The organism is Streptomyces sp. NPDC007971 (genome assembly GCF_042958635.1).
GTDB lineage: Bacteria > Actinomycetota > Actinomycetes > Streptomycetales > Streptomycetaceae > Streptomyces.
The window spans coordinates 62,743-85,772 of the sequence record NZ_JBIBJK010000023.1 but is presented as its reverse complement, the minus strand read 5'-3'; the positions used below and the strand labels follow the sequence as shown (position 1 = coordinate 85,772).

Genomic DNA, 23,030 nt, shown 5'->3' with positions numbered 1-23,030 from the left:
GCCGATGGGACGGGACGTCCCGGCGCTCGTCTTCACCCGCGAGGACCGCCGCCGGTACCGGAGCAAGATGCAGGAGTGCCTCGACGCGTTCGCGCAGATGCTGCGCGAGTCGCAGTTCGAGGCCGAACGGCCGCAGGTCGGGCTGGAGATCGAGCTGAATCTGGTCGACGGCTCGGCCGAGCCCGCCATGCGCAACAGCGATGTGCTGGAGGCGATCGCGGATCCCGCGTGGTCCACGGAACTGGGCCGCTTCAACCTCGAGATCAACGTCCCGCCCCGCCGGCTGACGGCCGGCGGTCCCGACGCCTGGGAGTCCGAGATCCGTGCGGCGCTCAATCACGCGGACGAGCGGACCAGGTCGGTGGGCGCGCGCCTGGTCATGATCGGCATTCTGCCCACCCTGCGGCAGGAGGACATCGGCGAGGAGTCGCTGTCGGAGAACCCGCGTTACCGGCTGATCAACGACCAGATCTTCGCGGCCCGGGGCGAGGACCTGCGCATCGAGGTGGACGGTGTCGACCGGCTGCGGACCTACGCGGACACCATCACTCCGGAGGCGGCCTGCACCAGCACCCAGTTCCACCTCCAGGTCTCCCCGGAGAACTTCGCTCCCTACTGGAACGCGGCGCAGGCCATCGCCGGCATCCAGGTGGCGCTGGCGGCCAACTCGCCGTTCCTGTTCGGCAAGGAGCTGTGGCACGAGACCCGCATCCCGCTGTTCGAGCAGGCGACCGACACCCGCCCGGAGGAGATCAAGGTCCAAGGGGTGCGGCCCCGGGTGTGGTTCGGCGAGCGGTGGATCAACAGCGTCTTCGACCTCTTCGAGGAGAACCTGCGCTACTTCCCGGCCCTGCTGCCGCTGTGCGAGGACCAGGACCCGGCGGAGACGCTGGACCGCGGGGACATCCCCGAGCTCTCCGAACTCACCCTGCACAACGGCACGATCTACCGCTGGAACCGGCCGGTGTACGCAGTCGCCCAGGGCAGACCGCACGTCCGGGTGGAGAACCGGGTGCTGCCGGCCGGGCCGACCGTCGCCGACACCCTCGCCAACGGCGCCTTCTACTACGGGCTCACCCGCGCCCTGGTCGAGGAGGACCGGCCGGTGTGGTCGCGGATGTCCTTCGCCGCCGCCGAGGAGAACCTCCACACGGCGGCCCGGCACGGGATCGAGGCGGCGTTGTACTGGCCGGGCATGGGCGAGCTGCCGGTGCCGGAACTCCTCCTGCGGCGTCTGCTCCCGCTGGCACACCGCGGCCTGGAGCTCTCCGGCATGGACGCGGCCTGGCGGGAGCCGCTGCTCGGCATCATCGAGCAGCGCTGTGTCACCGCGCGCAACGGGGCGGTGTGGCAGAAGGAGATGGTCCACCGCCTGGAGGCCTCGACCCGGGCCGGCCGGCACGAGTGCCTGCGGCGGATGACGCAGTTGTACATCGACTACATGCACCTGAACGCGCCGGTGCACACATGGCCGGCCGACTGACCGCCAATTTCGGGATGCAGGCCGGAACGATCACCGGGTAGGCTCCCCCAGCATTTGCCGGGGGAACAGCAGAGGTGGGGGCATGGCCGACGAATCCGCGTCCGAGGAGAACCACAGACCGGGGGTCCAGGCACTGGCGGCGGTGCTGGTCTTCGCCGGGCTGGCGGGAGTCCTGTGGGCCCAGCAGGAACTGCACGGCTCCACCAACCGGGGGCCGGCCACCTGCTCCGAGGACCATCACAAGCCCGGCGGAACGCGCGTGTCCGCCGCCCGGTTGTGCACGGCGCTGAACCGTTCGGATCTGCCCACGCTCCTCGGGACACCCCGGGAACAGGCTGAGAACGCCTACGGGTCCGAGAGTTCGTTCAAGGACGCCGACGGCACCGAGACGCCCTCGCCCGAGGCGGAGGTCTCGATGACGACGTACTCCGTGAAGCTGTGGGCGTCGGACGACGATCTGCGGGTCGGCGAGATGGCCGGCTTCCTCGGAACGTCCGCGGAGTCGAGGACGGTTCTCGGTCACCCCGCCGTGCTCTACTCGGACCACACCATCTCCCTCGGTTTTCATCTCGGCGGCGGCAAGGTCGACACGGGCACCGGCGGCATCGCCCGCCATCTGCTGGTCGCCCGGGACGCCAAGGACGGGGGCGGCGCGTTCGAGGTCGCCCTCTGGCGCCAGGACGACGTGACGCCCGACGACGCGGCACTGTTCCGGGTGGCCGAGCGGGTCCTGCCGACGGTCCCCGGCTGGACCGGCGCCGGGGGCCGGGCCGGCCACCCGCCCGGCGGCGCACCCTCGTCCGCAGTCGGGCGACCCACCGCTCGTGCGTCCTCAGCCGGTACCGCATAGCGGGCTGCCATGCGCGTCGACTACTCACCGGCTTCCGCGGACCCGAGGTCCTTCTACCAGCTGCTCACCCATGTGGTGGTGCCCCGGCCGATCGCCTGGGTGTCGACCCTGGCCACGGACGGCGAGACGGCCAATCTTGCGCCTGCGATGTTCCGAGGAAAGCGATGACGATCCGGCTGACCCGCTAAGGGCTCAAAGAGAAATAGCTTGTGGGTTTGGAGACTTGAGTTCGCAGGTCAGCACGTCGCACACCCGCATGGTGTTCCTCTGCGAGCCCTAACGTGCATACATCGACTTCAGCTTCGGTGAAAGTACCTGTTCGAGTGCCTGTACCAGTTCAAGCGTGACTTCCAGTGCGTCGCAGCCCGATCAAGGGCGCCCCAGGCCGCAACGCCTCAGAAGCAGGGACTCAACGGCCCGGGCCCTGGCTGTCACGTTCGGCCGCAAGCCGGCTTTCCAGGCCCGTGATGAGCGTGTCCATCACCATGCGGAACCTGCGGTCCTGGACGGGCCCTGACGGGTCTGCGGCCGTGGACTCGTCTGCACCGGCGGCGAGACCGGGGGGCTTGAGGCTCGCCCACTGGTGAAGCGAGCCGTTGAGTTCGGCGGCGAGGACACCGACGACGACGGCGACCACCAGAGCGGCGGCCTCCGAGACCTCCGACTCCGGCACTCCCGCGGCGGCCACGATCGCGGTGAGCGCGGTCCAGAACGGGTCGTCGGGCTGGATGAAGTCCGGCTGGTGGCTGAACGAGTAGGCCATCAGCTCGGGGTGACGATGCGCCAGCGTACGGAAGTCCGTGGCGAGCAGGCGGATGCGCTCCTGCCAGGGAGCGTCCTGAAGCGTCACGGTGCGGAACTGGGCGCCGACCATTCTCGCCACGCCGCGCAGCACGGCTTCCTTGTTCGGCACGTGGTGGTACAGCGACATCGGGTTCGCATCGAGCACGGTGGCGAGTTTGCGCATGGTGAGCGCCTCGACTCCGTCCGCGTCGATGAGCCGCGGCGGCGGTATGGATCCCGGCCTCGGTCAGAGGCACGTCTCTCTTCCTCGTTCCCCGCGGGGGACGCCTCACCTTCTTTTCCATACCTCGTACGGTATCGGTTTCGTACACCGTATGGAAATGACCTTGATCACAGCGGTCGGTCGCACCACAGGGGATTGCTTCGAGGTTCCATACGGCGTACGGCACTGATTCCATACGGCGTGTGTTTCCGTGAGGCGCCACGGCATCGGCCAGCGCACCGCGCCCTTGCCCATCCCCCTCTACACACAGGAGCAAGCCATGACCACGCACTCCGCGAACGACCTCCGCCCCATCCGGTCCCCGCGCGGCATTCCCCTGCTCGGCCACACGCCGCAGATCCCCGACACCAACCCCGTCGAGTACTTCAACGAGCTGTCCAAGCAGTTCCCCGAGGGCATCTACGGCATGGACATCGCCGGCATCGAGCAGGTCTTCGTGTACGACCCGGACCTGGTGGCCGAAGTCTGCGACGAGACGCGGTTCTTCAAGCAGATCGAGAAGACGCCGCTGAACCATGTACGGGCCGTCCGCCGCCGGGGACGTCGATGTCCCGGACGGTGTGTCCGACGGCGGCGGCCAGTCCCAGGGACGGAGCAGCCGGGTTCCAGCGTCGCTTCCGCTGCGGCCCAGGGGCAAGGCGGGCGGCGATGAGGCTGTACGGAGCAATGCGGTTTGCACGGCAGGTCACCCTTCCAGCGGGCCCGAGAAGCGAGCGCCCTGCGCAACACCGAACGCGTGCTTTGTGGCAGCACACTCGGAGCTGCAGATCAAATGCCTCGTTCTCCGTGCAGTACTGCTGCGCGTCCGGGTGCGCGTCTGCTTGGCGTACGGGGCGGATCAGTCTTCGGCTTCCTGCAGCGGGTTCACGCGACCGTCGTCGCCCAGCTCGGGGCGAAGCCGCTGCCGATGACAGCGCGCGACAAGCGGTCTGCTCCGCGAAGTGCATCAGACCGAACCTCGGGCGTTCGAAGAGCCCCAGGTACTCGGAGACGGGCATAGCCGTACTCGATCGCCAGACCAGACTTCCCCGCCCCACCTTTGCCGTGGAAACACCGACTGCCCCGCCCGGCCTACCGAGCGAGCCACTTCCGCCATCAGGCCGCTGCGGCGTGGACCGCTCGCGGTAAAGCGAACGTGAGTACCTGCTCGGCCGTGACGACGACCAATGAGGTGAGCAACGCAGCGGGTGAGGGGGGACTCTGGCGGATGCGGAAGAGATGCGCAGGCGCCGGGTGATCGGCCTGGAGCAGTACTCGCGCTCGCCACCCCCGCCAGGCCCTGAATGTGCACAGGCTTGGGCCGAAGCGCCGCCCCTGGACGACCGGCCTGTGCCGCCTCCGTGTGGCCGCTAGTCGGCGCGTTTGGTCTCGTTCGTGTGACCGCCTTCGTGCCGGACCAGGAGGGCGAGCAGTTCCGCGACGGTCAGGCCTGCCTCGGCCGGGTGTCGCAGGATGGTTCCGGGCTGGATGCGGTAGGCGTTGGCTCGTCCTTCACGGGTGTGGGTGAGGTATCCATCGGCTTCCAGGTCGGAAATGATCTTCTGGACGGCGCGCTCGGTGAGCCGGCACCGTGCAGCGATGTCGCGCATGCGGGTCGTGCGGTCGTCCGCGATGGTGGCGAGCACCCGGGCGTGGTTGGTGAGGAACGTCCATCCGGTGTGTGGCTCAGGCACTTCTCCCATGCGCCCATGATAGGCGTTTCGTTCACGTGTCTAAAAATGCGAATTGGATTTCAGGTATTTCTTGACGGGTAAGGCCGGTAGGGGGAATCTGATAGCGAGGCCCTGGGACACGAACGGGAGAGGTGGGCCATGGTCGAGCCGAGGCTTCCGCGGCGACGCGCCAGGGAGGAGGACCTCACCGTGTACGCAGGAGCGGCCGATCACCCCGCCCCCGGGGCCCAACCGCCATCGGACCTGAGGATCAATATGTCCCTGCGCCGGGGACGCGCGCTGGTGACGATCGGCGGCGAGATCGATCTCTGTACAGAGCAGGCGCTGGTATCCGCCCTGCGGGAAGCCGTCGGGCGTGGAGCCCGGGGGGTCGATCTCGATCTGACCGGGACGACGTTCTGCGACTGCTCCGGTCTGAGAGCTCTGCTGGCCGCCCGGCATCATGCACAGCGCTCCGGCAAGACTTTGACCATCCGGGCGGCCAGCCGCCCGGTCCAGCGCCTCCTGAGCGCAACGGGCACACAGGCCCTGTTCACGTCCCGGGGCCGCTCCCCGCACCTGCCGTCAGAGAGGTCCATCCTGTCGGCCGCAGACACCCAGGAGGACGCCCTGAGCCGCGACGAGGACCTGCACACGGAGGTCGCGCAGCTCCGCCGCGCCATGCAGACACGCCCTGTCATCGACCAGGCCATCGGGGTCCTGATGGCCTCGTTCCGCCTCAGCCCCGAGGACGCCTGGAACGTGCTGGTCGCCGTCTCCCAGAACACGAACACCAAACTCCATCAGCTCGCCCGGCAACTGGTCACCGCCGTCCAGGGAAGTGCCCTGGACGAAGCCGTGCAGCAGCACCTGGGCGCAGCCCTCCTGGCTCTCCGCACTCCCACTTCACCTGCCCGGCAGCCCGCCGAAGAGGGCGACGGTTGCGAGGAGGTGACCTGAGACATGAAGGGCAGGAGGTCTGCACCGCTGTGACCGCCGGGTGCAAGGCTCGACCAGCGGGCACGGCGCGGGCCGACTTTCGCTCCTGCGGGAGAGCTGGGCGAGCGCTGCGAGAAGCTCAGGCAGCCCCTGGACACGAACGGCAGTATCCGACCGCCATCTAGCGCCGGGACCGCCATCTAAGACAGAGCGGGGCGTGCATGGCCCGTGCTCGGATCGCCACGGAGCGAACAACGCCGGCCTCCGTCCAGGCGGGGCGGGGACGAAAAGCGTGGACACACACCCGTAAGAGCTGACAGTAAAGGCTGTTTCTCTGGAGAAGGGGCCGGGAACTCGGACCGTGCCTCCCCTCTCGTGGCGGAGGTGAGGGCAATGACACGAGACTAAGAAAGGGCGGAGTGATCAGAACGGCTGCTGTCCGCTGCTTCATTCGGATCCTCCGCCCGAGCGGTGTGGGAGCCCTTGTTGGCTGACACCCGCCAGGCGAAGCATCCGCTCGGCCGCCCTGTGAGGGGAAAGCTGATGAATGATGTACCCAAGATCGCTCTTGCCGCCGGAGTTCTCGGCGGGTATGTCCTCGGCCGGACGAAGAAGGCACGGGTCGCCTTCGCCGCAGCGACCTACCTGGCCGGCCGCCGGTTCGGTCTGGAACCACAGCAGCTGCTGGCGGAAGGGATCAAAAGGCTTCGTGAACTTCCTCAGTTCGCCGACCTCAACGAGCAACTGCGTGGCGAAGTCCTCGATGCCGGACGCAAGGCCATGAGCGCGGTGGCCGACCGCAAACTCGCCGAGTTGGCCGACTCGCTCCACGAGCGCACCGCCCGCATAGGCGCCAAGGACGAGGAAGAGGACCAGCCCGAGGAAGAGTACGAAGAGGAAGAACCCGAGGACGAGGAAGAGGACCAGCCCGAGGAAGAGTACGAAGAGGAAGAACCCGAGGAGGAGGAAGAGGGCGAGCCCGAGGAAGAGTACGAAGAGGGTGAGGAGGAAGAGTCCGAGGAAGAGGAGCCGGAGGAGGAAGAGCGGGAAGAGCCCGTGCCGAGGCATCGCCGTGCCGCTCGAAAGCCGAGAAGGCATCGTCCCGCTGAAGCCGCTCCCCGGAAGGCCCCGGCGAAGAAGACTGCCGCACGGAAGGCCACAGCCAAGAAGACGGCGCCCGCAAAGAGGTCCGCAGCCCCGTCGGAGAAGACCAGCGCCAAGAAACCCGCTGCCAGGAAGACGGCGCCCGCAAGGAAGTCCTCGGCTCCGGCGAGGAAGACCACCGCAAGGAAGACCACTGCCAGGAAGACGGCGCCGAGGACGGCTACCGGACGGCGGAGGTAGAACCATGGTCGGCACAGCACGTGACACCGGAAACGGGCAGGGATCGGGGCTGGACCAGCTGCGCGGCGCCTTCACCAGCTTCCTGGGAAGCCAGGTGGAGAACCTGGCCGAAAAGGCGGGCGACAAGCTGGGGGAGATCACCGAAGGACTCACCGGCGTCGTGGAGAACGGCGGCGTACTCCCCAAAGCAGGTCTGAGGATGCTTCAAGGTGACTCACCGTTCAAGGCTTTGACCGGCGAGAAGGCGAAAAGCATCAAGGACAACGTGGTCGGCAAGGTCAAGGAAGCTTTCGGCGGGGGCAAGGGCCGCGGGTCCGGCAGTACCAAGGTCATGAACATCATCGAGGTGGCCGACGTTGGTGTGCCTCTTCGTTTCGCCTACGACCACTGGACTCAGTACGAGAAGTTCAGCAGCTTCACCAAGGGCGTCCGCAGCGTGTCGAAGGGCAAGGACACCGAGAGCGACTGGAAGGTCAAGGTAGGCCCGTCGACCCGCGGTTGGAAAGCCACGGTCCAGGAACAGGTGCCGGACGAGCGCATCGCGTGGACCTCTGAGGGTGCCAAGGGCACCACACGCGGCTGCGTCAGCTTCCACGAGTTGACCCCGACCCTGACGCGCATCGTGCTCGTGGTCGAGTACTACCCCTCGGGGCTCTTCGAAAAGACCGGCAACATCTGGCGCGCCCAAGGGCGTCGGCTGCGACTGGACTTCAAGCACTTCCAGCGCTACGTCACCCTGACCGACGAGGAACCGGAAGGCTGGCGCGGCGAAATCCGTGACGGCGAAGTGGTCCGCACCCACGAGGAGGCCATCGAGGAGGAGGAAGAAGAAGAGGCCGAGGACACCTCTGCCGACGACGAATACACCGATGAGGAAGAGACAGAGGACTACCCCGAAGAGGAGGAAGAGGAAGACGAGGAAGGCGAATACGACGAAGAGGAAGACGAGGAAGACGAGGAGGCCGAGGAAGACGAGGGTGAAAAGGCGCGCCGGTGATCGTCAATGCCGCAGTGCGTACGCCTGACGCTCGCATCCGGCCCGTGGAGGCCGTGCCGACCTGATCGGCGATCGATCCAGGCAGCCGGCCCGATGCGGGCGTGAGCGCGCTGAAGCTGTACCGGGGCCCGGGCTCCGGCCGAGACACGGAGGAAGAACCGCGATCTCGGGCATGGCCACCCGTGAGGTATCGGGCATCTACAACCTGTGGCGCGGGGATGGCTCACGCCTTCCGCCTTCGGCGCCATGCGGGAACGCGTCCCCGGCACAGGCGGAGGCGGGGCCGTCACTCGGAGGGTGAAGGTCGAGGTCAACCGCAGTCTGCTGGCCCTCGCCGGACTGGTACTGCTCGGCGGCGGTCTGCTGATCCTCATCGCCGGGCTCGACCTCTACCGGCGACACGATCTGGTCCCGCCCGTCGGTCCACCGGCACCTCTGGCATGCCCACCGAGGTCCGCCTGCAGGTTGCCGGCCACAAACCGCACCGCGCGGAGTAAGGAGGAGACCGACCGTCCCCGTGTCCACCGCCCTTGCGCTCTCTCGCAGTTCACAGGGACGCGGGCACCACCCCCCAAGGGAGAGATCATGATCGTCCTCGGCGTCATTCTGCTCGTCGTCGGCTTCCTCACCGGGATATCCATCCTGTGGACCATCGGGATCATCCTGCTGGTCGTCGGCGCCATCCTGTGGATCCTCGGCTCGATGGGACACGCCGTCGCCGGCCGACGCCACTACTGGTGACCAACCCGCGCGGCCCGCCGCCACCGATCCCCCGGGACCGCCGGCAGGCCGCGGACGCCTGCGCCGCAGCGAGGCGCTGCGGGAAACGCGGCAGTCACCGGGCGGCACTGTGGAGTACGCACACCGGAGCGGGGACCACACGCATCCGGACGACGAGCGCGTGGAACACCTTGCGCCAGCCGGTTCAGATCCGTTGGGCACGGTGGAGGAGGGTGTGCAGTCCGTGAGATCGCAGGGCGGCTCGGGCGGCGTTCGCTCCCGGGGCTCCGTGGACTCCTCCGCCGGGGTGGGCGGCCGCGGAGGCGAGGTAGAGACCCTTGATGGGGGTCTCGGGTCGGCCTGTGCCGGGGACGGGGCGGAAGACCGCCTGCTGGTGCAGGGCGGTGGTGCCGTTGTTGATGGCACCGTTGTGGAGGTTCTCGTTCATGGCCTGGAGGGTGGTGGGGGCCAGGATCCGGCGGGCGAGGATCCGGGTGCGGAAGCCGGGCGCGAACCGTTCCACCTGGGCCTCGATGCGGTCCGCCATGGCTTCCTGTTCGCGGGCGTCCCAGCGGCCGGTGATGCGGTCGGGGCCGGCGTCGGAGGTGATGCGCTGCGGGACGTGGGTGTAGGCCCACGCCGATTCCGTGCCGACGGGTGAGCGGCTGGGATCCGCCGTGGTCATCTGTCCGAGCAGGGCGAACGGCTCGTCGGGGACCTGTCCCATGGCGATCTGCGAGGCGAACCGGGTCAGGCTGTCCATGCCGTCGGCCACGTGGACCGTCCCCGCACCGGCGGCCTGCGGAGCCGTCCACGGCACCGGTCCGGTCAGCGCCCAGTCGACCTTGAACGTCGCGAAATCCCACTGGAAGCGCTCCAGATCCCGCACGAGGCGGGACGGCAGGTGTTCCTCGCCCACAAGCTCCCGGTACAGCGCCGGCGCCGACGTGTCCGCGAGCACGGCACGCCGCGCGTTCACGGTCTCGCCGCCGGACGTCCTGACGCCCACCGCCCTGCCGCCCCGTACGACGACGGACACGACGCGCTCCCCACAGCGCACGACGCCGTCGCGGTCCTGTAGCCGGCTCACAAGCGCCGCGGTCAGGGCGCCGGCCCCGCCGAGGGGAACCGGGAAGCCGTGGCTCTGTCCGAGCATCGACATCAGCCAGCCGAACCCGCCGCTGCCCACCGCCTCGGGAGCCAGATCGGCATGCAGGGCGTTCCCGGCCAGCAGGAGCCGTCCGCCCTCGCCCCGGAACTCCTCATCGCCCAGCCGGCGCACCGGCAGGACCAGCTTCCGGGCCAGCCGCAGTCCGCCTGCGGCCCGGAGCTTCACCGCCAGACGGAGTCCGGAGCGAACCGGCGGGAAGGGCGTGAACATGCTCTGCACCAGGTCCCGCCCGACACGGCTCCACACCTCGTACATGTCCCGCCAGGCATCACCATCGCCCGGCGCGAACCCCTCCAGCCCGGATGCGGTCTCCTGGACGCGACGCTCCAGCACGGCGCACCTCCCGTCCCTGAGCGGGTGGGCCAGCACGCGCGGGGCGTGGCTCCATCGCAGTCCCTCCGCCGCAAGATCGAGGCGGGCGAGGACCGGCGACACGGCAGCCAGCGGGTAGAAGGCGCTGAAAAGATCGGAGATGTAGTCCGGATGGACACCGCGGTCGCTGCGCACGGCGCCGCCGGGCTCCTGCTGAGCCTCCAGGACTTCCACGCTCCACCCCGCGTCCGCCAGCACATTGGCTGCCACCAGCCCGTTGGGTCCGGCACCGATCACCACTGCGTCAGGCATGGTGCGGCCTGGCGTGATCCTGTCCGACGGGATCCTGTTCCACGAGCCTGGCAAGGCGGGTCAGCATGCCCCGGTGCCGTAGCTGGAGCATCGCTTCGCTCGCGGCGTTGTGGAGGGTGCCTCCCGGACCGCGCAGGGGGTGCTCGTCGCAGATGACGAGCGTTTCGTCCTCGCCCCAGGGCCTGAGCTGGAGGAAGATCCTCGCGGTGCCGAGCGACTTGAACGAGGCTTCCAGTTCCAGCTCGCTTCCGGATTCCCGGTGACGGACGGTCGTCACCCCGTCGGCCGACCAGGGACCCAGCCGCACGGTGTAGCGGAGCCGGGATCCGACAGCGGGCCAGGTCTGATCGAGCGGCACGGACGTGGAGGGCCCCACCACCCACTCCCCGTACCGGGTCGGATCGGCAAGCACCGCCCATACCGCGTGCGGAGGACGCCGGATCAGCTGATGACGGACGGCCATGGAGGGAACCTCTCGACGGATGGGGTGTGGCACAGCCGCACTGTGCAGCACTCGGAACACCTGCCTGTGTACGTACCGGCGCTCGCACAGGACTGGAACTCTCGGGCACGGCGGAAGCCTTCACCCACCATGTGGTGTCACGGCCATGGTGCGCGTACTCGAATGCCCTCGCATCTCACCCACGCACGGAGAAGAATGCTGCGCGGCGCCCACCGGGAACCGGGCAGGACAGCGAGTCATCCGTACCAGCTGCGGAGGACCGGCGACGGTGAGCCGCGAAGCACCGAAGCTACGCAGCCGGGGACACCCCCGGTCCTGGAAAGGCAGGCTCACGTGTCGGGCAGCCTTTCGAGCAGCCCCTCGCAGGGCCGGCACCAGAAGCCCTGCCCCATGGGAAATGCCCTTGTGCGTTTCCCGGTCCGGGTCCATCGCCCCGTGCCGACTTCGACCCGGTCGATGGCGGCGTGGGATCCCCACACGGCCCGGTAACGACGTATTCCCCTCAGCGTCCGCGGCCCCCGCCTTGACCCGGGGGCGCGCTGTCGACGCCGTCTACCTGGGTGATCGCGTTGGAGGACATGCAAAGGCCCTTCACCATCGGCCCGGGAAGGCGGAGCCGGTGCTCGGGTCATACCTCGCCACTACCCACTGGTACTCGCCCATCACGGTTGCGGCGGCCTGCGGGCGGCAGCAGGGTGAAGGAGGACGTGTCGGTCCGGATGGGGCAGCGTTCCCCGGCGCCACCGAGAGGACGGAGATAGCGATGCACAGAGAACACCCCAAGGTGAAGCAGGTCAGGGGCAAGATGAAGGAGACACTCGGCAAGGCCCTGGGGGACAATTCCATGCGGAGGTCCGGCCGCAGAGAGCAGGTGCGCGGCAAGGCGCAGGAGATGACTGCAAGGGCCACCGACCAGGTCCGCAAGCGGATCGGGCATTGACCGCGAGTGCACGGCTGACCTCGCGTGCCTCCGGCTACCGTCGCCGTGATCCGTGTGGCCCCTGCGGCCGACGCAGCTGATCGCGAAGCAGTTTCAAGGCCGCGACGACGGTCATCTGCCGGACAGCTTTTCCTACGTCTGCCCATCGGAGTGAGGTGGGCGGCGCGGCCACCGCCACGCTCGGCCCGGCGGCCGTGAGGGCAGCGTGCGACTCGCGCGCGGGCATCTCCGCCCGGATCAGGCGGCGGTCGCAGCCCCTGGGGACGGAGACGGAAGGGGTGCGGCCCACCATTACATGGCGCACTCCGCACGGACGTCACGCCTGTCGGACGTGATCGGGAAAGCGGGAGCACATGACTCTTCAGCATCCCGCCGACCGCGGCGGAGACAAGCGCGGCAAGTTCGAGCGTCTTGCGGAGTACGTGTCGAAATTGACCAGCTCACCAGCGTTCTTCGCATTCTGCCTCGGGCTGGTCGTTCTCACTGTCATCGTGCATCTCGCCGGCCTCGGGTTGACATGGCAATTGTTCGCCGGCGATGCCATGACGGCGGTGACACTGCTGCTTCTTGCACTGCTGAAGAACTCTGAACTACGGGCCGAGCGAGCCATCCAGCGCAAGCTGGACGCCCTCGCCGCCGCCCTGCTCGAAGCACAGGAAAACAAGCCGGGGAAGGCGCACGAAGACCTCAAGTCCGTGATCCGAATGGAGGACGACATCTGAGAGTCCGGGAGCACGGACCGACTCTCCGGGCGTCGCAAATCGAGGGGAGGAGTTCATCGTTCCCCTGCGGACACATCAGTCTTCGTCGTCTTCGTACTCATCCTGCACCTGCAATGGCGTACCTCGACGACACCAGGACGCGCGATGTCCTGGAAGCCGGGCAGGTCCAGTTCGCGGAACGTCTGGCCCAGCTGTCCGAGCATGCCGTATGGGGGACAGAGATCTATGCCGAGCCGTCCGCGGCTCCAGTCACCCCTGAGCCACGGCAGACGGCGGACCTCACCCCGGGCGTTCATACCTCACCCTTGACGTAACGGTGCCGACCCGCTCCGTAGCGAGGCTGCCGCGGGCCCCCGGCAGCCGGGGTGGGCCGCCGGCCCCCCCGTGACGGCGCCGGACCGTGTCGGACACGCGTGGCGCCGGTCGCCTGTCGTCGATCGCCGGGGAGCCGATCGGCGCACAAGGGATGAACAGCAGGCCAGTGGGAACCCGGGAGGGGCAGATCACTACTCCTACGAGGAGCGTGCGGCCCATGTCCACAGGAACGCTTCTGGCGATCATCATTGCGATCGTGGTGGTGCTCGCCCTGGCCGCTGTAGCGGTCTCACTCATCATGCGACGCCGTCACCTCCGTGAACGCTTCGGCCCGGAGTACGAACGGACCGTCGAAGACTCCGACAGCCGGCGCACCGCCGAGCGAGAACTCAAAGAGCGGGAGAAGCGGCACGACGCACTGGAGATCAAACCGCTCTCCCCGGGCTCGCGTGACCGCTACACACGGGAGTGGAGCAGCGTCCAGTCGGAGTTCGTTGACCGGCCCCAGGACGCGGTGCACGACGCCGACCGGCTCGTGACCTCCCTGATGCACGACCGCGGCTACCCGACCGAAGGGTTCGAACAGCAGATGAAGGACCTCTCGGTGGACCACGGGCGCACCCTCGAGCACTACCGCGCAGCGCACGAGGTGGAGGACCTCAGCACCCACAGCCGGGCGACGACCGAGCAACTGCGGGGCGCCATGGTGCACTACCGCGCGCTGTTCGACGAGTTGCTCTCCGACGGCGGCCGGGCCCAGCCCGCCCGGTCCTGACGCCGACCCCCGGCCCGACCCGGCATGGAGGAACCCCATGCACAGCAACGACGACACGGACCGCACCACCGGCGGCCTGACCACCGAGGATCTTGCACAGCCCTCCGACGCCACCACCGGAACGCCCGGCGAAACGGAGGAAGCCTCCGCGAAGGCCCCGATGTACCCCGGTGAGAGCACCGCGACGACCACGACGCAAAGTCCGGCCGATGAGAGGGACGGGGACCGGTCCGCCGCCGGATCCGACGCCCGAGCCGCCGCCCCGGACGCCGCGCCCACCCCGGACACCTCGGACACCTCGGACACCTCGGACACCTCGGACACCTCGGACACCTCGGACACCTCGGACACCTCGGACACCTCGGACACCTCGGACACCTCGGCCGACGAGGCTCCACAGCTGCTCACGGAGGACGAGGACCAGGGCTTCCGCGACCGCTGGCAGCAGACCCAGAACAAGTTCGTGGACGACCCCCGCGAGGCCGTACACGACGCCGACACCCTCGTCGCGGACGTCATGCAGACCCTGGCCACCACCTTCGCTCAGCACAAGAAGGACCTGGAGGACCAATGGGGGCAGGGCGAGCAGGTGGACACGGAGGAACTGCGCAGGGCCCTACGGCGCTACCGCTCCTTCTTCAACCGCCTGCTCACCACGTAAGCCCCCTTCCCGGAGCCCGGGCCACGCCGTCGCCGTCATGATGCCGGAAGAGGGTGCCTCCTGGAACGGTGCCCTCTGCCTCAGCGGTCGACCGGGGCACGTCAGTGGCCGCAGACGCGGACTGGTTGACGACCTGGACCCGGGCGATGGTGAGGTGGCTTGCCGCGCTTCACGGGTAGACATGGCAGGGTGGAGCACCATCGCACCCCTTTGATCGTTTACGCGAACTTCCACTCCGACCTCGCTGTACACCTGGCTGCCCATGAAGTATTGGATCGCTGGGCGGAGCATGCCTCGCGCGAAATCTGGCTGACGCGGCCCGGGGACGTGCTGGTCACCCCAGTCCCGTTGAGTCACGCATTCCGACGCTACGCGGGCGAACTCACGGGGATGCCACATGAATCCGTCACCGTCCTGACCGTGCCCCCGGTGGCCGGAGCCCCCTTTGCGGAAGCCGTGCATCGTGCCGGGCTCATGGGCACACTTCGTTCCCTCGCCGCGGCCCGGCCGGGCATCCAGTTGCTTCCTGTCGCGCTGGACGTCTCTACAACCGACCTCGCTGCTCAACTGGGCGTGCCCATGGCTCCATATGGGCCTAGGGGCATCTCCCCGGGCGCCCTCAGCATCGCGTATCGCCTGAATACGAAAGCAGCATTCCGGGCGCTCGCCGCCGACCTGGGCATACGTATACCGGCCGGCCGCTGTTGCGACGGTAGCGAACTCGAAGGTGCCGTGACTGCGATGCTGACCCGCCACGAGCGCGTTGTGGTGAAGCCGAACAGGTCCGCCGGAGGGTATCAACTGCACTTTGTCACCCGCACCGCGCCCTGGTCGGCACCGGGCCCGCCGGCCGGCGAGTGGGTGGTGGAGGAACATCTCGACGTGGCCCGTTCCCTGAGCGTCCAGATGGATGTGGGGAAGGCCGGCCCGCGCGTGGTGTTCAGCGGCGAGATGCATACGGCGGGCGGCGCATACGACGGGTACTTCTCGCCTGTGGAGGAGAGTACGAATGCCACGACGAAGGAGCTGGCACAGTGGGCATGGGCGCTGGGCCTCCATCTGGCCCGGCACGGTTATGCCGGGAGCTGCGGGATCGATGCGGTTCTGGACCCGCAAGGCCGGCTGTTCGCCACGGAGAGCAATGTCCGGCGAACGGCAACCACTGCGCCACATGCCCTGGTGGACCGCCTCAGCCGTGCGGCGGCCCTTCGCGAGCCCGCATGGCTGCTGGCGACCGGGCGGTCGCAGGCACCACATACCTTCATCGCCATCGCTGAGCTGCTACGGGAGGCAGGGCTGGCCTGGGCACCGAGCCGGGGCGAAGGCGTTGTGTTGTACGGGGACACCGCCTCCGACGGCCGGGCCTGGCCCTACGCCGTAATCGCGGCCGACCGGAGAAGGGTGAAAGAGCTGCAGGCGCTGCTCGCCGACGCCATGCAGTTCGACGTCCCGTTATGAGATGTCCGGCGAGCTTCCATCCCAGGGTCCATCAGGCGCGCCACGGGCCGGCCTCACCGACGCACCCCTCGACGAGGACCACAAACCGCCGCCTGTCACTTGGAAACGGTGGGCGAGAGGCGGGATCACGGTCACCGGAACACCCGCCGGATGACCGACAGAGCCGTGAGGCGGCAGCTCCCCCGGTCGACAGTGCCTTCCCCCAGCCACTCGAACATCGCGTCGAAGGCCAGGTCACGTGGCGTATGTGGCTCGGCGGAGGTCGGCTGATTACGGCATGAGGAAGCGGCTACTCGGAGCGCATGAGACTCAGCACCATTCCACAGCGAAATCCCACGGCGGCCGGGCGGCTCCTGCCCGATGCAGCGGGCCCTGGCCGTGTCCTGAAAGCCGTCGACCAATTGGAACGCTTCTCCAGCGCAGACACGTTGCTCGGGGTCGTGCAACGGATGGTGCGGGCGGCTCCACTCGGCCGGGCCAGAGACGGCCTGCACGGGCGCTGGCTGGGTCACCCTGTACACCCGCTGCTGATACAGATCCCCCTCGGCAGCTGGCTGTCCGCCGCGGTGCTCGACGCAATGCCGGGCCAGCGAACCGCGGCACGCACATTGATCGCCACCGGCCTGCTGGCTGCAGCCCCAGCCGCCGCGTCAGGCTGGGTGGACTGGGCGGAACTGAACCGCCGGCAGATGCGCGTCGGCATCATCCATGCCGCAACGAACATCACCGGGGTCGCCCTGTACGCCACGTCCCTGACCGCTCGCCTGCGCGGGCATGAAGTCTCAGGCAGGATGTACGGCTGGGCAGGACTCGGCGTCGTCGGCATCGGCGGCGCGCTCGGCGGCCACCTCGCCTACCGCCAGGCAGCCGGCGCCAACCACGCCGCAACCGTCCCGCAGATGGTGGAGCCGGGCTGGCACTACGTCGCTGACCTCTCGGACCTTCCGCAAGGCCGACCGACACGCCGTGACCTCGACGGCGTCGCTGTGGTCGCCGTCCGCCAGCCGGATGACAGGGTGCATGTGCTGGCCGAACACTGCAGCCACCTGGCGGGCCCCTTGTCGGAAGGCTCGCTGGAAGACGGCTGCCTGCGCTGCCCCTGGCACGGCAGCACCTTCCGGCTGACCGACGGCTGGAACGTCAGTGGTCCGGCCACCGCACCCCAGCCCGCCTTCGACACCCGCATCACCGACGGCCGGGTGGAAGCACGGCTGCGCACCTGACGCCGCCCCCAACGGACAACACCCCTGTCTGCATCGGCATTGGCGGCGCAGTCATCGGCGCCGTGACCATGAAGCCCGAGCAGGCCCGCGTACAGCGCCCGGTGTGCCGCACCGTCGTCGTCCACGCTCCGTTCGGCCGGATACGCGCACACCACGGAACACCGAATCGTGACACCAGCCACGCCCGACCGGGACGCCTCAAAAAAGTCCTGTAACGAGCCGGTAGGCGTGGACGGGGAATTGGCGGGCATACGGTGGTTCGGAGGTTGAAAATTATGGTTCCCCTGCTTCTCGTTCTTCTGCTGGCCCTGATTCTCTTCGGTGCGGGTTTCGCGCTGAAAATTCTGTGGTGGGTCGCGATCGTCGTGCTTGTCGTGTGGCTCGTCGGCTTCGTCGCACGTCCGAAGGGTGGGAGTGGCCGCTGGTATCGCTGGTAGTTGACCGGCGATAACACTCGCGCAGGGCCGGAGAGAATTATGAATTCTGGCTTGAATGTGGGGGGTGTAACCCTGGATGCGGGGCACTCGCAACCAAGGCGGTCGAAGAAACCGCTGTGTACGACGCACGGAAAAGGAGGATCGGCGGGAACCCCTGTCGTCCTCCGTTTACCGGAGGAGTTGTTTTCGCGTGACTGAAAATGTGTGGAGTTACAAGTCGACCGCGGGTCGCCTGGCCGGCGCCGACCTCACTGGATACAAGGTCGAGGCCACGGACGGCAGCATCGGCAAGGTCGACAAGCACTCCGACGAGGTCGGTGACGCCTACCTGGTGGTCGACACCGGTGTGTGGATCTTCGGCAAGGAGGTCATGCTCCCGGCGAGCACGGTCGTGAGCATCGACCCGAAGGAGAAGAAGGTCTTCGTCGGCCTCGCCAAGCAACAGATCAAGGACGCACCGGAGTTCCACCGGGAGAAGCACCTCGGCGACCCGGGTTACCGCGACGAACTGGGCACCTACTACGGCACGGGTGGCGCCCCGCTCGGCGGCCCGCAGGTCTGATCCGACGCCCGCTCTGAGCACCACGGCCCCGGGACTCCTTGACGAGTCCCGGGGCTCTCGCGTGCCCGGGGTGCAAGTTCAGGCGATGCGTGGGGATCTGGAACGGAGACCACTCACATCGCCTATAGCCGCCGTCGCTCATGTTCTCCACGCGACCGACCTACCAGGCCGGGGCCGCGTCGAGGACCAGAGACCTGCCCGGTCCCAAGTGTCAGGGGACGTCGGTGCACTTGAACTCGCCGGCGTGGTCGCCGGTCCCGCCATCGAAAGGCTGGACCGGCTGGTCCTGGTCGCGGCGGAGTGATCGGACTGACCCGGGGACGCAGCCACGTCAGTGACCCGCTCGTCGGCAGGTACCCGCCGGCCGATCTCGTTCGGTGCCGCCCCATTACGCTCGGCTGGCTCAGTCCGCCGGGTGGCCTGGGGTGATGTCATGGGTGTCGTTCAGCGTCAGCAGCGGGCTTCTGGTGCTGGTGGGGTTGTCCGCCGCCTCTGGAGCGAGCAGGAAACCGACGTGGTCGCCGCCGTCGATCTGGTTCTCCACGCGACCGACGAACCAGGCGGGGGCCTCGTCGAGGATCAGGCATCCGCCCGGTCCTGGGTGCCACGGGACGTGGGTGAACTTGTCGGTGCGGTCGCCGGTCTCGCCGCCGAAGAGCCGGGCCAGCCGGTTCTGGTCGCGTCGGAGGAGATGGACCGCGAGACGTTCGGCACCCTCGGCGACCTGGTACGTCCGGTTGGCTTTGGACAGCCAGACCATGAACCGGGCGGGCCGGATCGAGCACTGCGAGGCGAATCCGACCAGGCAGCCGGCTCTTTCCCCGTCGGCCTCCGCGGTCACGACGTACACCGGATAGTCGAGCAGGTCGGTGAAGGGATCAAGATCGGTCACGGTACCCGGCTCCCGCTTCAAGAGATCGGACATCGGGTCACTCCGCGCCCTGTAGGTGTGCAGCTGCGGCGCCCGAATGATCGTAGAAGTGTCCATTATGCCGTGTGAGGTCCCATTCGCCGGGCACTCGGAACAGCGACGCATTGGTCGGGTGTGCCCTGCGAGGCTCGCCCGTGAGGCGCCCCCTCATATTGAGCCACCCGACGGATGAGTCCGGTGACACGCTCGGGGCGCGGGCTGCGAGGTGTACAGGTGATCGACACTACGACCCGGAACGACAGCGAAGGCGGCTCGGTGCTGGCCCCGTGGCGGGTGTACGCCCCCCAGCACGACACCGAGTTGTTGACCCGGGCCCTGGACCGGGAGAACGTGTCCGCGGAAGCCGCTGTCCTGGACATGGGATCCGGTGCCGGTGCCCTCGCGCTGGCCGCCGCCCGGCGGGGCGCCCGCGTCACCGCCGTCGACAGGGCCTACCGAGCGGTCCTGGCCACCCGGTTCAACGCCCGGCTCGCCCGACTGCCCGTCGAAGTCCTCCACGGTGATCTGTTCGGCCCGGTTGCCGACCGCAGGTTCGACCTGGTCGTGAGCAATCCGCCCTATGTCCCCGCGCCCGGGTCCGTCCCGCGCTGCCATCACACCGCGGTGGCGTGGGACGCGGGTGCCGACGGACGCCTCCTGCTGGACCGGATCTGCCGCCGCGCGCACACGTCACTGGTTCCCGGCGGTGTGCTGCTGCTCGTGCACTCCGCGCTGTGTGGCATCGCACCGACCCTGGCCGCGTTGGAGCGGTCGGGACTCCAAGCCCGGGTGACCGACCGGCGTCTCGTGCCGTTCGGTCCGGTGCTCCGCTCGCGCGGGGCGTGGCTGCGAGAGCGGGGGCTCGTCGACGCCGGCGAGGAGAAGGAAGAGCTGGTGATCATCCGTGCCGAACGAACCCGCTGAACAATGGCGCCGCGTCACGCTGACGAGCGACGGTCCGATCCTCGTGGAAGGACCGGTCGAGGTCGTACTCGACGACGGGCGCATCGCGCGTTCGGACCGGTTCACCGTCGCGCTCTGCGTCTGCCGGCGCAGCCGGGTCTATCCCTGGTGTGACACCAGCCACCGCGCCCGGCAGAGGCGGACCGCATGACCAGCACCGCACCGGCCGCCCACGACCGCGCCACCGGCCCCGCGCTGCCGCGCAGCAGGGGCGAACTCTCCCGTACGGTCCGCCGGGCCCTGACCCGTCCCGCCGGGACGCCGCTGCCGCAGCGTGTGACAGCGGTGCACGCGGACCCGTACGGGGACGATCTGCAACTGGCGCTCTACCTCTGCTACGAACTCCATTACCGAGGCTTCGCCGGCGTCGACTCCGGGTGGGAGTGGGAGCCCGGCCTGCTGCGGCTGCGGGCGGAGATGGAGCACCGCTTCCTGTCCGCGCTCCGCGCCGACGTCGGATCGCCGCGCAAGGCCGAAGAAGCCCTCGCGGACCTCCTCGTGGAACCCTTCGACGCCGACGTACCCTCCCAATTCCTCAAGAATCGGGGAGAGCTCTGGCAGTTCCGTGAGTACGCGGCCCAACGCTCCCTCTACCACCTGAAGGAAGCCGATCCGCACGCCTGGGTCATCCCGAGACTGACGGGATGTGCGAAGGCCGCGATGGTCGCCGTGGAGTACGACGAGTTCGGCGCCGGACGACCCGAGCGCATCCACGCCCAGCTGTTCGCCGACCTGATGGCGGACCTCGAACTGGACACCGCCTACGGACGTTACGTCGACACGACCGGTGCGGAGATGCTGACCAGCGTCAACCTCATGTCCATGTTCGGACTCCACCGCGCGCTGCGCGGAGCACTGGTGGGCCACTTCGCAGCCGTGGAGACCACCTCGTCACCCGGCTCACGGCGCCTCGCCCACGGGCTGCGACGGGTCGGCGCGGGCCCCGCCGCCGTCCACTTCTACGCCGAGCACGTGGAGGCCGACGCGGTCCACGAGCAGATCGTCCGCCGGGACGTCGTCGGCGGCCTCCTTGAAGCGGAGCCCGCTCTCGACGGGGACGTCGCTTTCGGTGTCGACGCCACCGAATGGATCGAGAGGCGGCTCGGCGACCACCTCCTCACCGCGTGGCGCAACGGCCGTACCTCACTGCGCACACCGTTGTGACCGCTTTCAACGCATCGGCCGTACAGGCGGGCCCTGCGCGTATGCGGTACGAGCGGAGTGCCTGGGTACCCGGGAACGGTGCCACCCTCCTCGTCTCGGACCAACTGCTCGTCGGCGACGGCACAGGGTGAGTGGCGGTCAGGGGCGCCCCGCGGCGACATCCACGCCCATACGAGGCAGTCGAGGAGAGGGGCATCGCGATGTCTGCGCAGTCCGAGCCCGAGTCCGCTCGGCAGGAGCACGGTGCGCTGGACGGGGCGGCCCTGAACGGCCCCGGCCCGGCGGGCGGCATACAGGTGTCCCGGGAAGCGCCCCAGGAGCCGCCGAGCCGTGAGCCACGCGGCGGGCGCAAGCCGTCCTGGGTGACGGTGGGCTTCGCTCTGGGGCTGGGGGCGAGCCTGGCGTGGCTCGCCGTGCAGACCGTCATGCGGGTCAGTTCGATGCTGACCTTGCTGCTGCTGGCCGTGTTCATCGCGATCAGTCTGGAACCGCTCGTCGTCTGGTTCACGCGCCGGGGGCTGCGGCGCGGCTGGGCCGTCGCGATCGTCCTGACCGGGTTCATCGTCGTCCTCGGCGGATTCCTGGCCCTGGTCATTCCGCCGGTGACCAAAGAGATCACCGCGCTGGTAGACGCGGTGCCCGGCTGGCTGGAGCAGCTCCACGACCACCAGTCCACGATCGGCCGCCTGGAGGACCGCTTCCACCTGGTCGAGAAGGCCAAGGAGCAGATCGGTTCAGGAGGCGGAGCGTCCGGCCTTGCAGGAGGCGTCCTGGGCGCCGGCCAAATGGTCCTGAGCACCGTCGCGTCCACGGCCATCGTGATCGCCGTGACCCTCTACTGCATGGCGGCGCTGCCGGCCATCAAAGAGTTCTGCTACCGCTTCGTGGCGGCCAGCCGCCGTGAGCGCGTCAAGGGCGTGGCCGAAGAGATCATGAACCGGACAGGCAAGTTCATGCTCGGCAACCTCGTCACCTCGGGGATCGCCGGCGTAGCGACCTTCGGCTGGTGCGCGGCCACCGGTGTCCCGTACGCCGCCGCGCTGGGCATCTTCACGGCCCTGATGGACCTGATCCCGATCGTGGGCTCGACTCTCGCCGGCATCGTCGTCAGTCTCGTCGCGCTGTCCGTGTCCCTGCCCATTGCGATCGCGACCGCGGTCTTCTATGTCGTCTTCCGGGTCGCCGAGGACTACTTCATCGTCCCGAGGGCCATGAAGTTCGCCGTCGACGTCCACCCGCTGGTCACCATCCTCGCGGTACTGGTCGGCGGGGCGCTCCTCGGCATCATCGGCGCCCTCGTCGCCATCCCGGCGGCCGTCGCCATCGGCCTGCTCCTCGACGAGTACGTCTTCCCCAAGAAGGAGCGGAACTGACGCACGCCGGTCGAGGGCGTCTCTGGACCCGGCGGGCGCCTGGGCCAAGGGCTCAAAGAGAGATAACTTGTGGGTTTGGAGACTTGAGTTCGCAGGTCAGCACGTAGCACACCCGCATGTTGTTCCTCTTCGAGCCCTAACGACCTCGTGCACGGTTGGCCGTGGCATGGGGTCGTAACGGAGCCCTTCCGCCGGCCCACCTGCGTCGGCGGGACCGGCAGGCCAAGGCGAACGAGGCCCAGATACGCGACGCCTGG

Annotated in this window: 24 protein-coding genes and 1 pseudogene; 20 read left to right on the top strand and 5 right to left on the bottom strand. The window is 68.4% G+C overall.

Translation table 11 applies throughout. The features are described 5' to 3' along the window. Positions 1 to 4 precede the first annotated feature (4 nt). The 3 genes and pseudogenes from ACFZCP_RS37055 to ACFZCP_RS37045 all read left to right on the top strand — a co-directional run. Complete coding sequence (locus ACFZCP_RS37055; RefSeq protein ID WP_391437619.1) at positions 5 to 1,483, top strand: glutamate--cysteine ligase; 1,479 nt, start codon at positions 5 to 7, stop codon at positions 1,481 to 1,483. A gap of 82 nt (positions 1,484 to 1,565) precedes the next feature. Beyond that, positions 1,566 to 2,333, top strand: a complete 768-nt coding sequence (locus ACFZCP_RS37050; protein ID WP_391437616.1) for a DUF6215 domain-containing protein — start codon at positions 1,566 to 1,568, stop codon at positions 2,331 to 2,333. 9 nt (positions 2,334 to 2,342) lie between these two features. Then, positions 2,343 to 2,486 (top strand): annotated as a pseudogene (locus tag ACFZCP_RS37045) (flavin reductase family protein); the annotation flags it as partial. A 256-nt stretch (positions 2,487 to 2,742) separates the two neighbouring features. Here ACFZCP_RS37045 and ACFZCP_RS37040 read toward each other — a convergent pair. Then, entirely contained in the window at positions 2,743 to 3,300 is a 558-nt protein-coding gene (locus ACFZCP_RS37040; RefSeq protein WP_391437612.1) for a WHG domain-containing protein, read from the bottom strand. A 319-nt stretch (positions 3,301 to 3,619) separates the two neighbouring features. On the opposite strand from ACFZCP_RS37040, the gene ACFZCP_RS37035 reads away from it, so the two are divergent. Beyond that, positions 3,620 to 4,012, top strand: coding sequence for a cytochrome P450 (locus ACFZCP_RS37035; RefSeq protein ID WP_391437605.1), 393 nt, complete (start codon positions 3,620 to 3,622; stop codon positions 4,010 to 4,012). Positions 4,013 to 4,709: 697 nt separating this feature from the next. Here the strand turns inward: ACFZCP_RS37035 and ACFZCP_RS37030 are convergent. After that, a complete protein-coding gene (locus ACFZCP_RS37030; RefSeq protein ID WP_362699594.1) occupies positions 4,710 to 5,042 on the bottom strand; it encodes a helix-turn-helix domain-containing protein in 333 nt (110 codons plus the stop codon). Positions 5,043 to 5,288: 246 nt separating this feature from the next. Here ACFZCP_RS37030 and ACFZCP_RS37025 point away from each other — a divergent pair, with 246 nt between their 5' ends. From ACFZCP_RS37025 to ACFZCP_RS37010, 4 genes are all read left to right on the top strand, one after another. Beyond that, complete coding sequence (locus ACFZCP_RS37025; RefSeq protein WP_391437592.1) at positions 5,289 to 5,972, top strand: ANTAR domain-containing protein; 684 nt, start codon at positions 5,289 to 5,291, stop codon at positions 5,970 to 5,972. A 465-nt stretch (positions 5,973 to 6,437) separates the two neighbouring features. Continuing rightward, positions 6,438 to 7,295 (top strand): histone protein, encoded by an 858-nt coding sequence (locus ACFZCP_RS37020; protein ID WP_391437587.1) that lies wholly within the window; start codon positions 6,438 to 6,440, stop codon positions 7,293 to 7,295. Between the two features lie 4 nt (positions 7,296 to 7,299). Further along, positions 7,300 to 8,292, top strand: coding sequence for an SRPBCC family protein (locus ACFZCP_RS37015; protein ID WP_391437583.1), 993 nt, complete (start codon positions 7,300 to 7,302; stop codon positions 8,290 to 8,292). A gap of 585 nt (positions 8,293 to 8,877) precedes the next feature. Further along, positions 8,878 to 9,033: a DUF6131 family protein gene (locus ACFZCP_RS37010; protein WP_391437578.1), complete on the top strand. Its 156-nt coding sequence runs from the start codon at positions 8,878 to 8,880 to the stop codon at positions 9,031 to 9,033. 184 nt (positions 9,034 to 9,217) lie between these two features. On the opposite strand, the gene ACFZCP_RS37005 is transcribed toward ACFZCP_RS37010, so the two are convergent. Further along, entirely contained in the window at positions 9,218 to 10,807 is a 1,590-nt protein-coding gene (locus ACFZCP_RS37005; RefSeq protein WP_391437574.1) for an FAD-dependent oxidoreductase, read from the bottom strand. Continuing rightward, a complete protein-coding gene (locus tag ACFZCP_RS37000) occupies positions 10,800 to 11,270 on the bottom strand; it encodes an SRPBCC family protein (protein WP_391437570.1) in 471 nt (156 codons plus the stop codon). The genes ACFZCP_RS37005 and ACFZCP_RS37000 overlap by 8 nt, the downstream gene beginning before the upstream one ends. Before the next feature lie 763 nt (positions 11,271 to 12,033). Here ACFZCP_RS37000 and ACFZCP_RS36995 point away from each other — a divergent pair. The 8 genes from ACFZCP_RS36995 (at position 12,034) to ACFZCP_RS36960 (ending at position 18,363) form a co-directional block, all read left to right on the top strand. Beyond that, a complete protein-coding gene (locus ACFZCP_RS36995) occupies positions 12,034 to 12,210 on the top strand; it encodes a CsbD family protein (protein WP_391437559.1) in 177 nt (58 codons plus the stop codon). Positions 12,211 to 12,563: 353 nt separating this feature from the next. Then, the gene (locus ACFZCP_RS36990) at positions 12,564 to 12,932 is read left to right on the top strand and encodes a low affinity iron permease family protein (RefSeq protein ID WP_391437555.1); all 369 of its coding nucleotides are present in this window, start codon (positions 12,564 to 12,566) and stop codon (positions 12,930 to 12,932) included. A 532-nt stretch (positions 12,933 to 13,464) separates the two neighbouring features. Further along, a complete protein-coding gene (locus tag ACFZCP_RS36985; RefSeq protein ID WP_391437550.1) occupies positions 13,465 to 14,022 on the top strand; it encodes a hypothetical protein in 558 nt (185 codons plus the stop codon). A 37-nt stretch (positions 14,023 to 14,059) separates the two neighbouring features. Next, on the top strand, positions 14,060 to 14,683 hold the full coding sequence (locus ACFZCP_RS36980) for a hypothetical protein (protein WP_391437545.1): 624 nt from the start codon (positions 14,060 to 14,062) through the stop codon (positions 14,681 to 14,683). 189 nt (positions 14,684 to 14,872) lie between these two features. Further along, positions 14,873 to 16,141 (top strand): peptide ligase PGM1-related protein, encoded by a 1,269-nt coding sequence (locus ACFZCP_RS36975; protein WP_391437538.1) that lies wholly within the window; start codon positions 14,873 to 14,875, stop codon positions 16,139 to 16,141. A gap of 302 nt (positions 16,142 to 16,443) precedes the next feature. Next, the gene (locus ACFZCP_RS36970) at positions 16,444 to 17,364 is read left to right on the top strand and encodes a Rieske 2Fe-2S domain-containing protein (RefSeq protein WP_391437534.1); all 921 of its coding nucleotides are present in this window, start codon (positions 16,444 to 16,446) and stop codon (positions 17,362 to 17,364) included. Positions 17,365 to 17,639: 275 nt separating this feature from the next. Further along, positions 17,640 to 17,801 carry a hydrophobic protein gene (locus ACFZCP_RS36965; protein ID WP_362696446.1) on the top strand — a complete coding sequence of 54 codons (162 nt, stop codon included), beginning with the start codon at positions 17,640 to 17,642 and terminating at the stop codon, positions 17,799 to 17,801. Positions 17,802 to 17,991: 190 nt separating this feature from the next. Then, positions 17,992 to 18,363 carry a PRC-barrel domain containing protein gene (locus ACFZCP_RS36960; RefSeq protein WP_391437525.1) on the top strand — a complete coding sequence of 124 codons (372 nt, stop codon included), beginning with the start codon at positions 17,992 to 17,994 and terminating at the stop codon, positions 18,361 to 18,363. A gap of 403 nt (positions 18,364 to 18,766) precedes the next feature. Here ACFZCP_RS36960 and ACFZCP_RS36955 read toward each other — a convergent pair whose 3' ends face one another. Next, on the bottom strand, positions 18,767 to 19,288 hold the full coding sequence (locus ACFZCP_RS36955; RefSeq protein WP_391437522.1) for a flavin reductase: 522 nt from the start codon (positions 19,286 to 19,288) through the stop codon (positions 18,767 to 18,769). A 219-nt stretch (positions 19,289 to 19,507) separates the two neighbouring features. Between ACFZCP_RS36955 and ACFZCP_RS36950 the strand changes: the two genes are divergently transcribed. From ACFZCP_RS36950 to ACFZCP_RS36935, 4 genes are all read left to right on the top strand, one after another. Further along, positions 19,508 to 20,197, top strand: a complete 690-nt coding sequence (locus tag ACFZCP_RS36950; protein ID WP_391437517.1) for a HemK2/MTQ2 family protein methyltransferase — start codon at positions 19,508 to 19,510, stop codon at positions 20,195 to 20,197. Then, positions 20,178 to 20,387, top strand: a complete 210-nt coding sequence (locus ACFZCP_RS36945; protein ID WP_391437510.1) for a CDGSH iron-sulfur domain-containing protein — start codon at positions 20,178 to 20,180, stop codon at positions 20,385 to 20,387. The genes ACFZCP_RS36950 and ACFZCP_RS36945 overlap by 20 nt, the downstream gene beginning before the upstream one ends. Further along, positions 20,384 to 21,400: an iron-containing redox enzyme family protein gene (locus tag ACFZCP_RS36940; protein ID WP_391437506.1), complete on the top strand. Its 1,017-nt coding sequence runs from the start codon at positions 20,384 to 20,386 to the stop codon at positions 21,398 to 21,400. Before ACFZCP_RS36945 ends, ACFZCP_RS36940 begins: the two co-directional genes overlap by 4 nt. A gap of 200 nt (positions 21,401 to 21,600) precedes the next feature. Continuing rightward, on the top strand, positions 21,601 to 22,773 hold the full coding sequence (locus tag ACFZCP_RS36935) for an AI-2E family transporter (protein ID WP_391437502.1): 1,173 nt from the start codon (positions 21,601 to 21,603) through the stop codon (positions 22,771 to 22,773). Positions 22,774 to 23,030 lie beyond the last annotated feature (257 nt).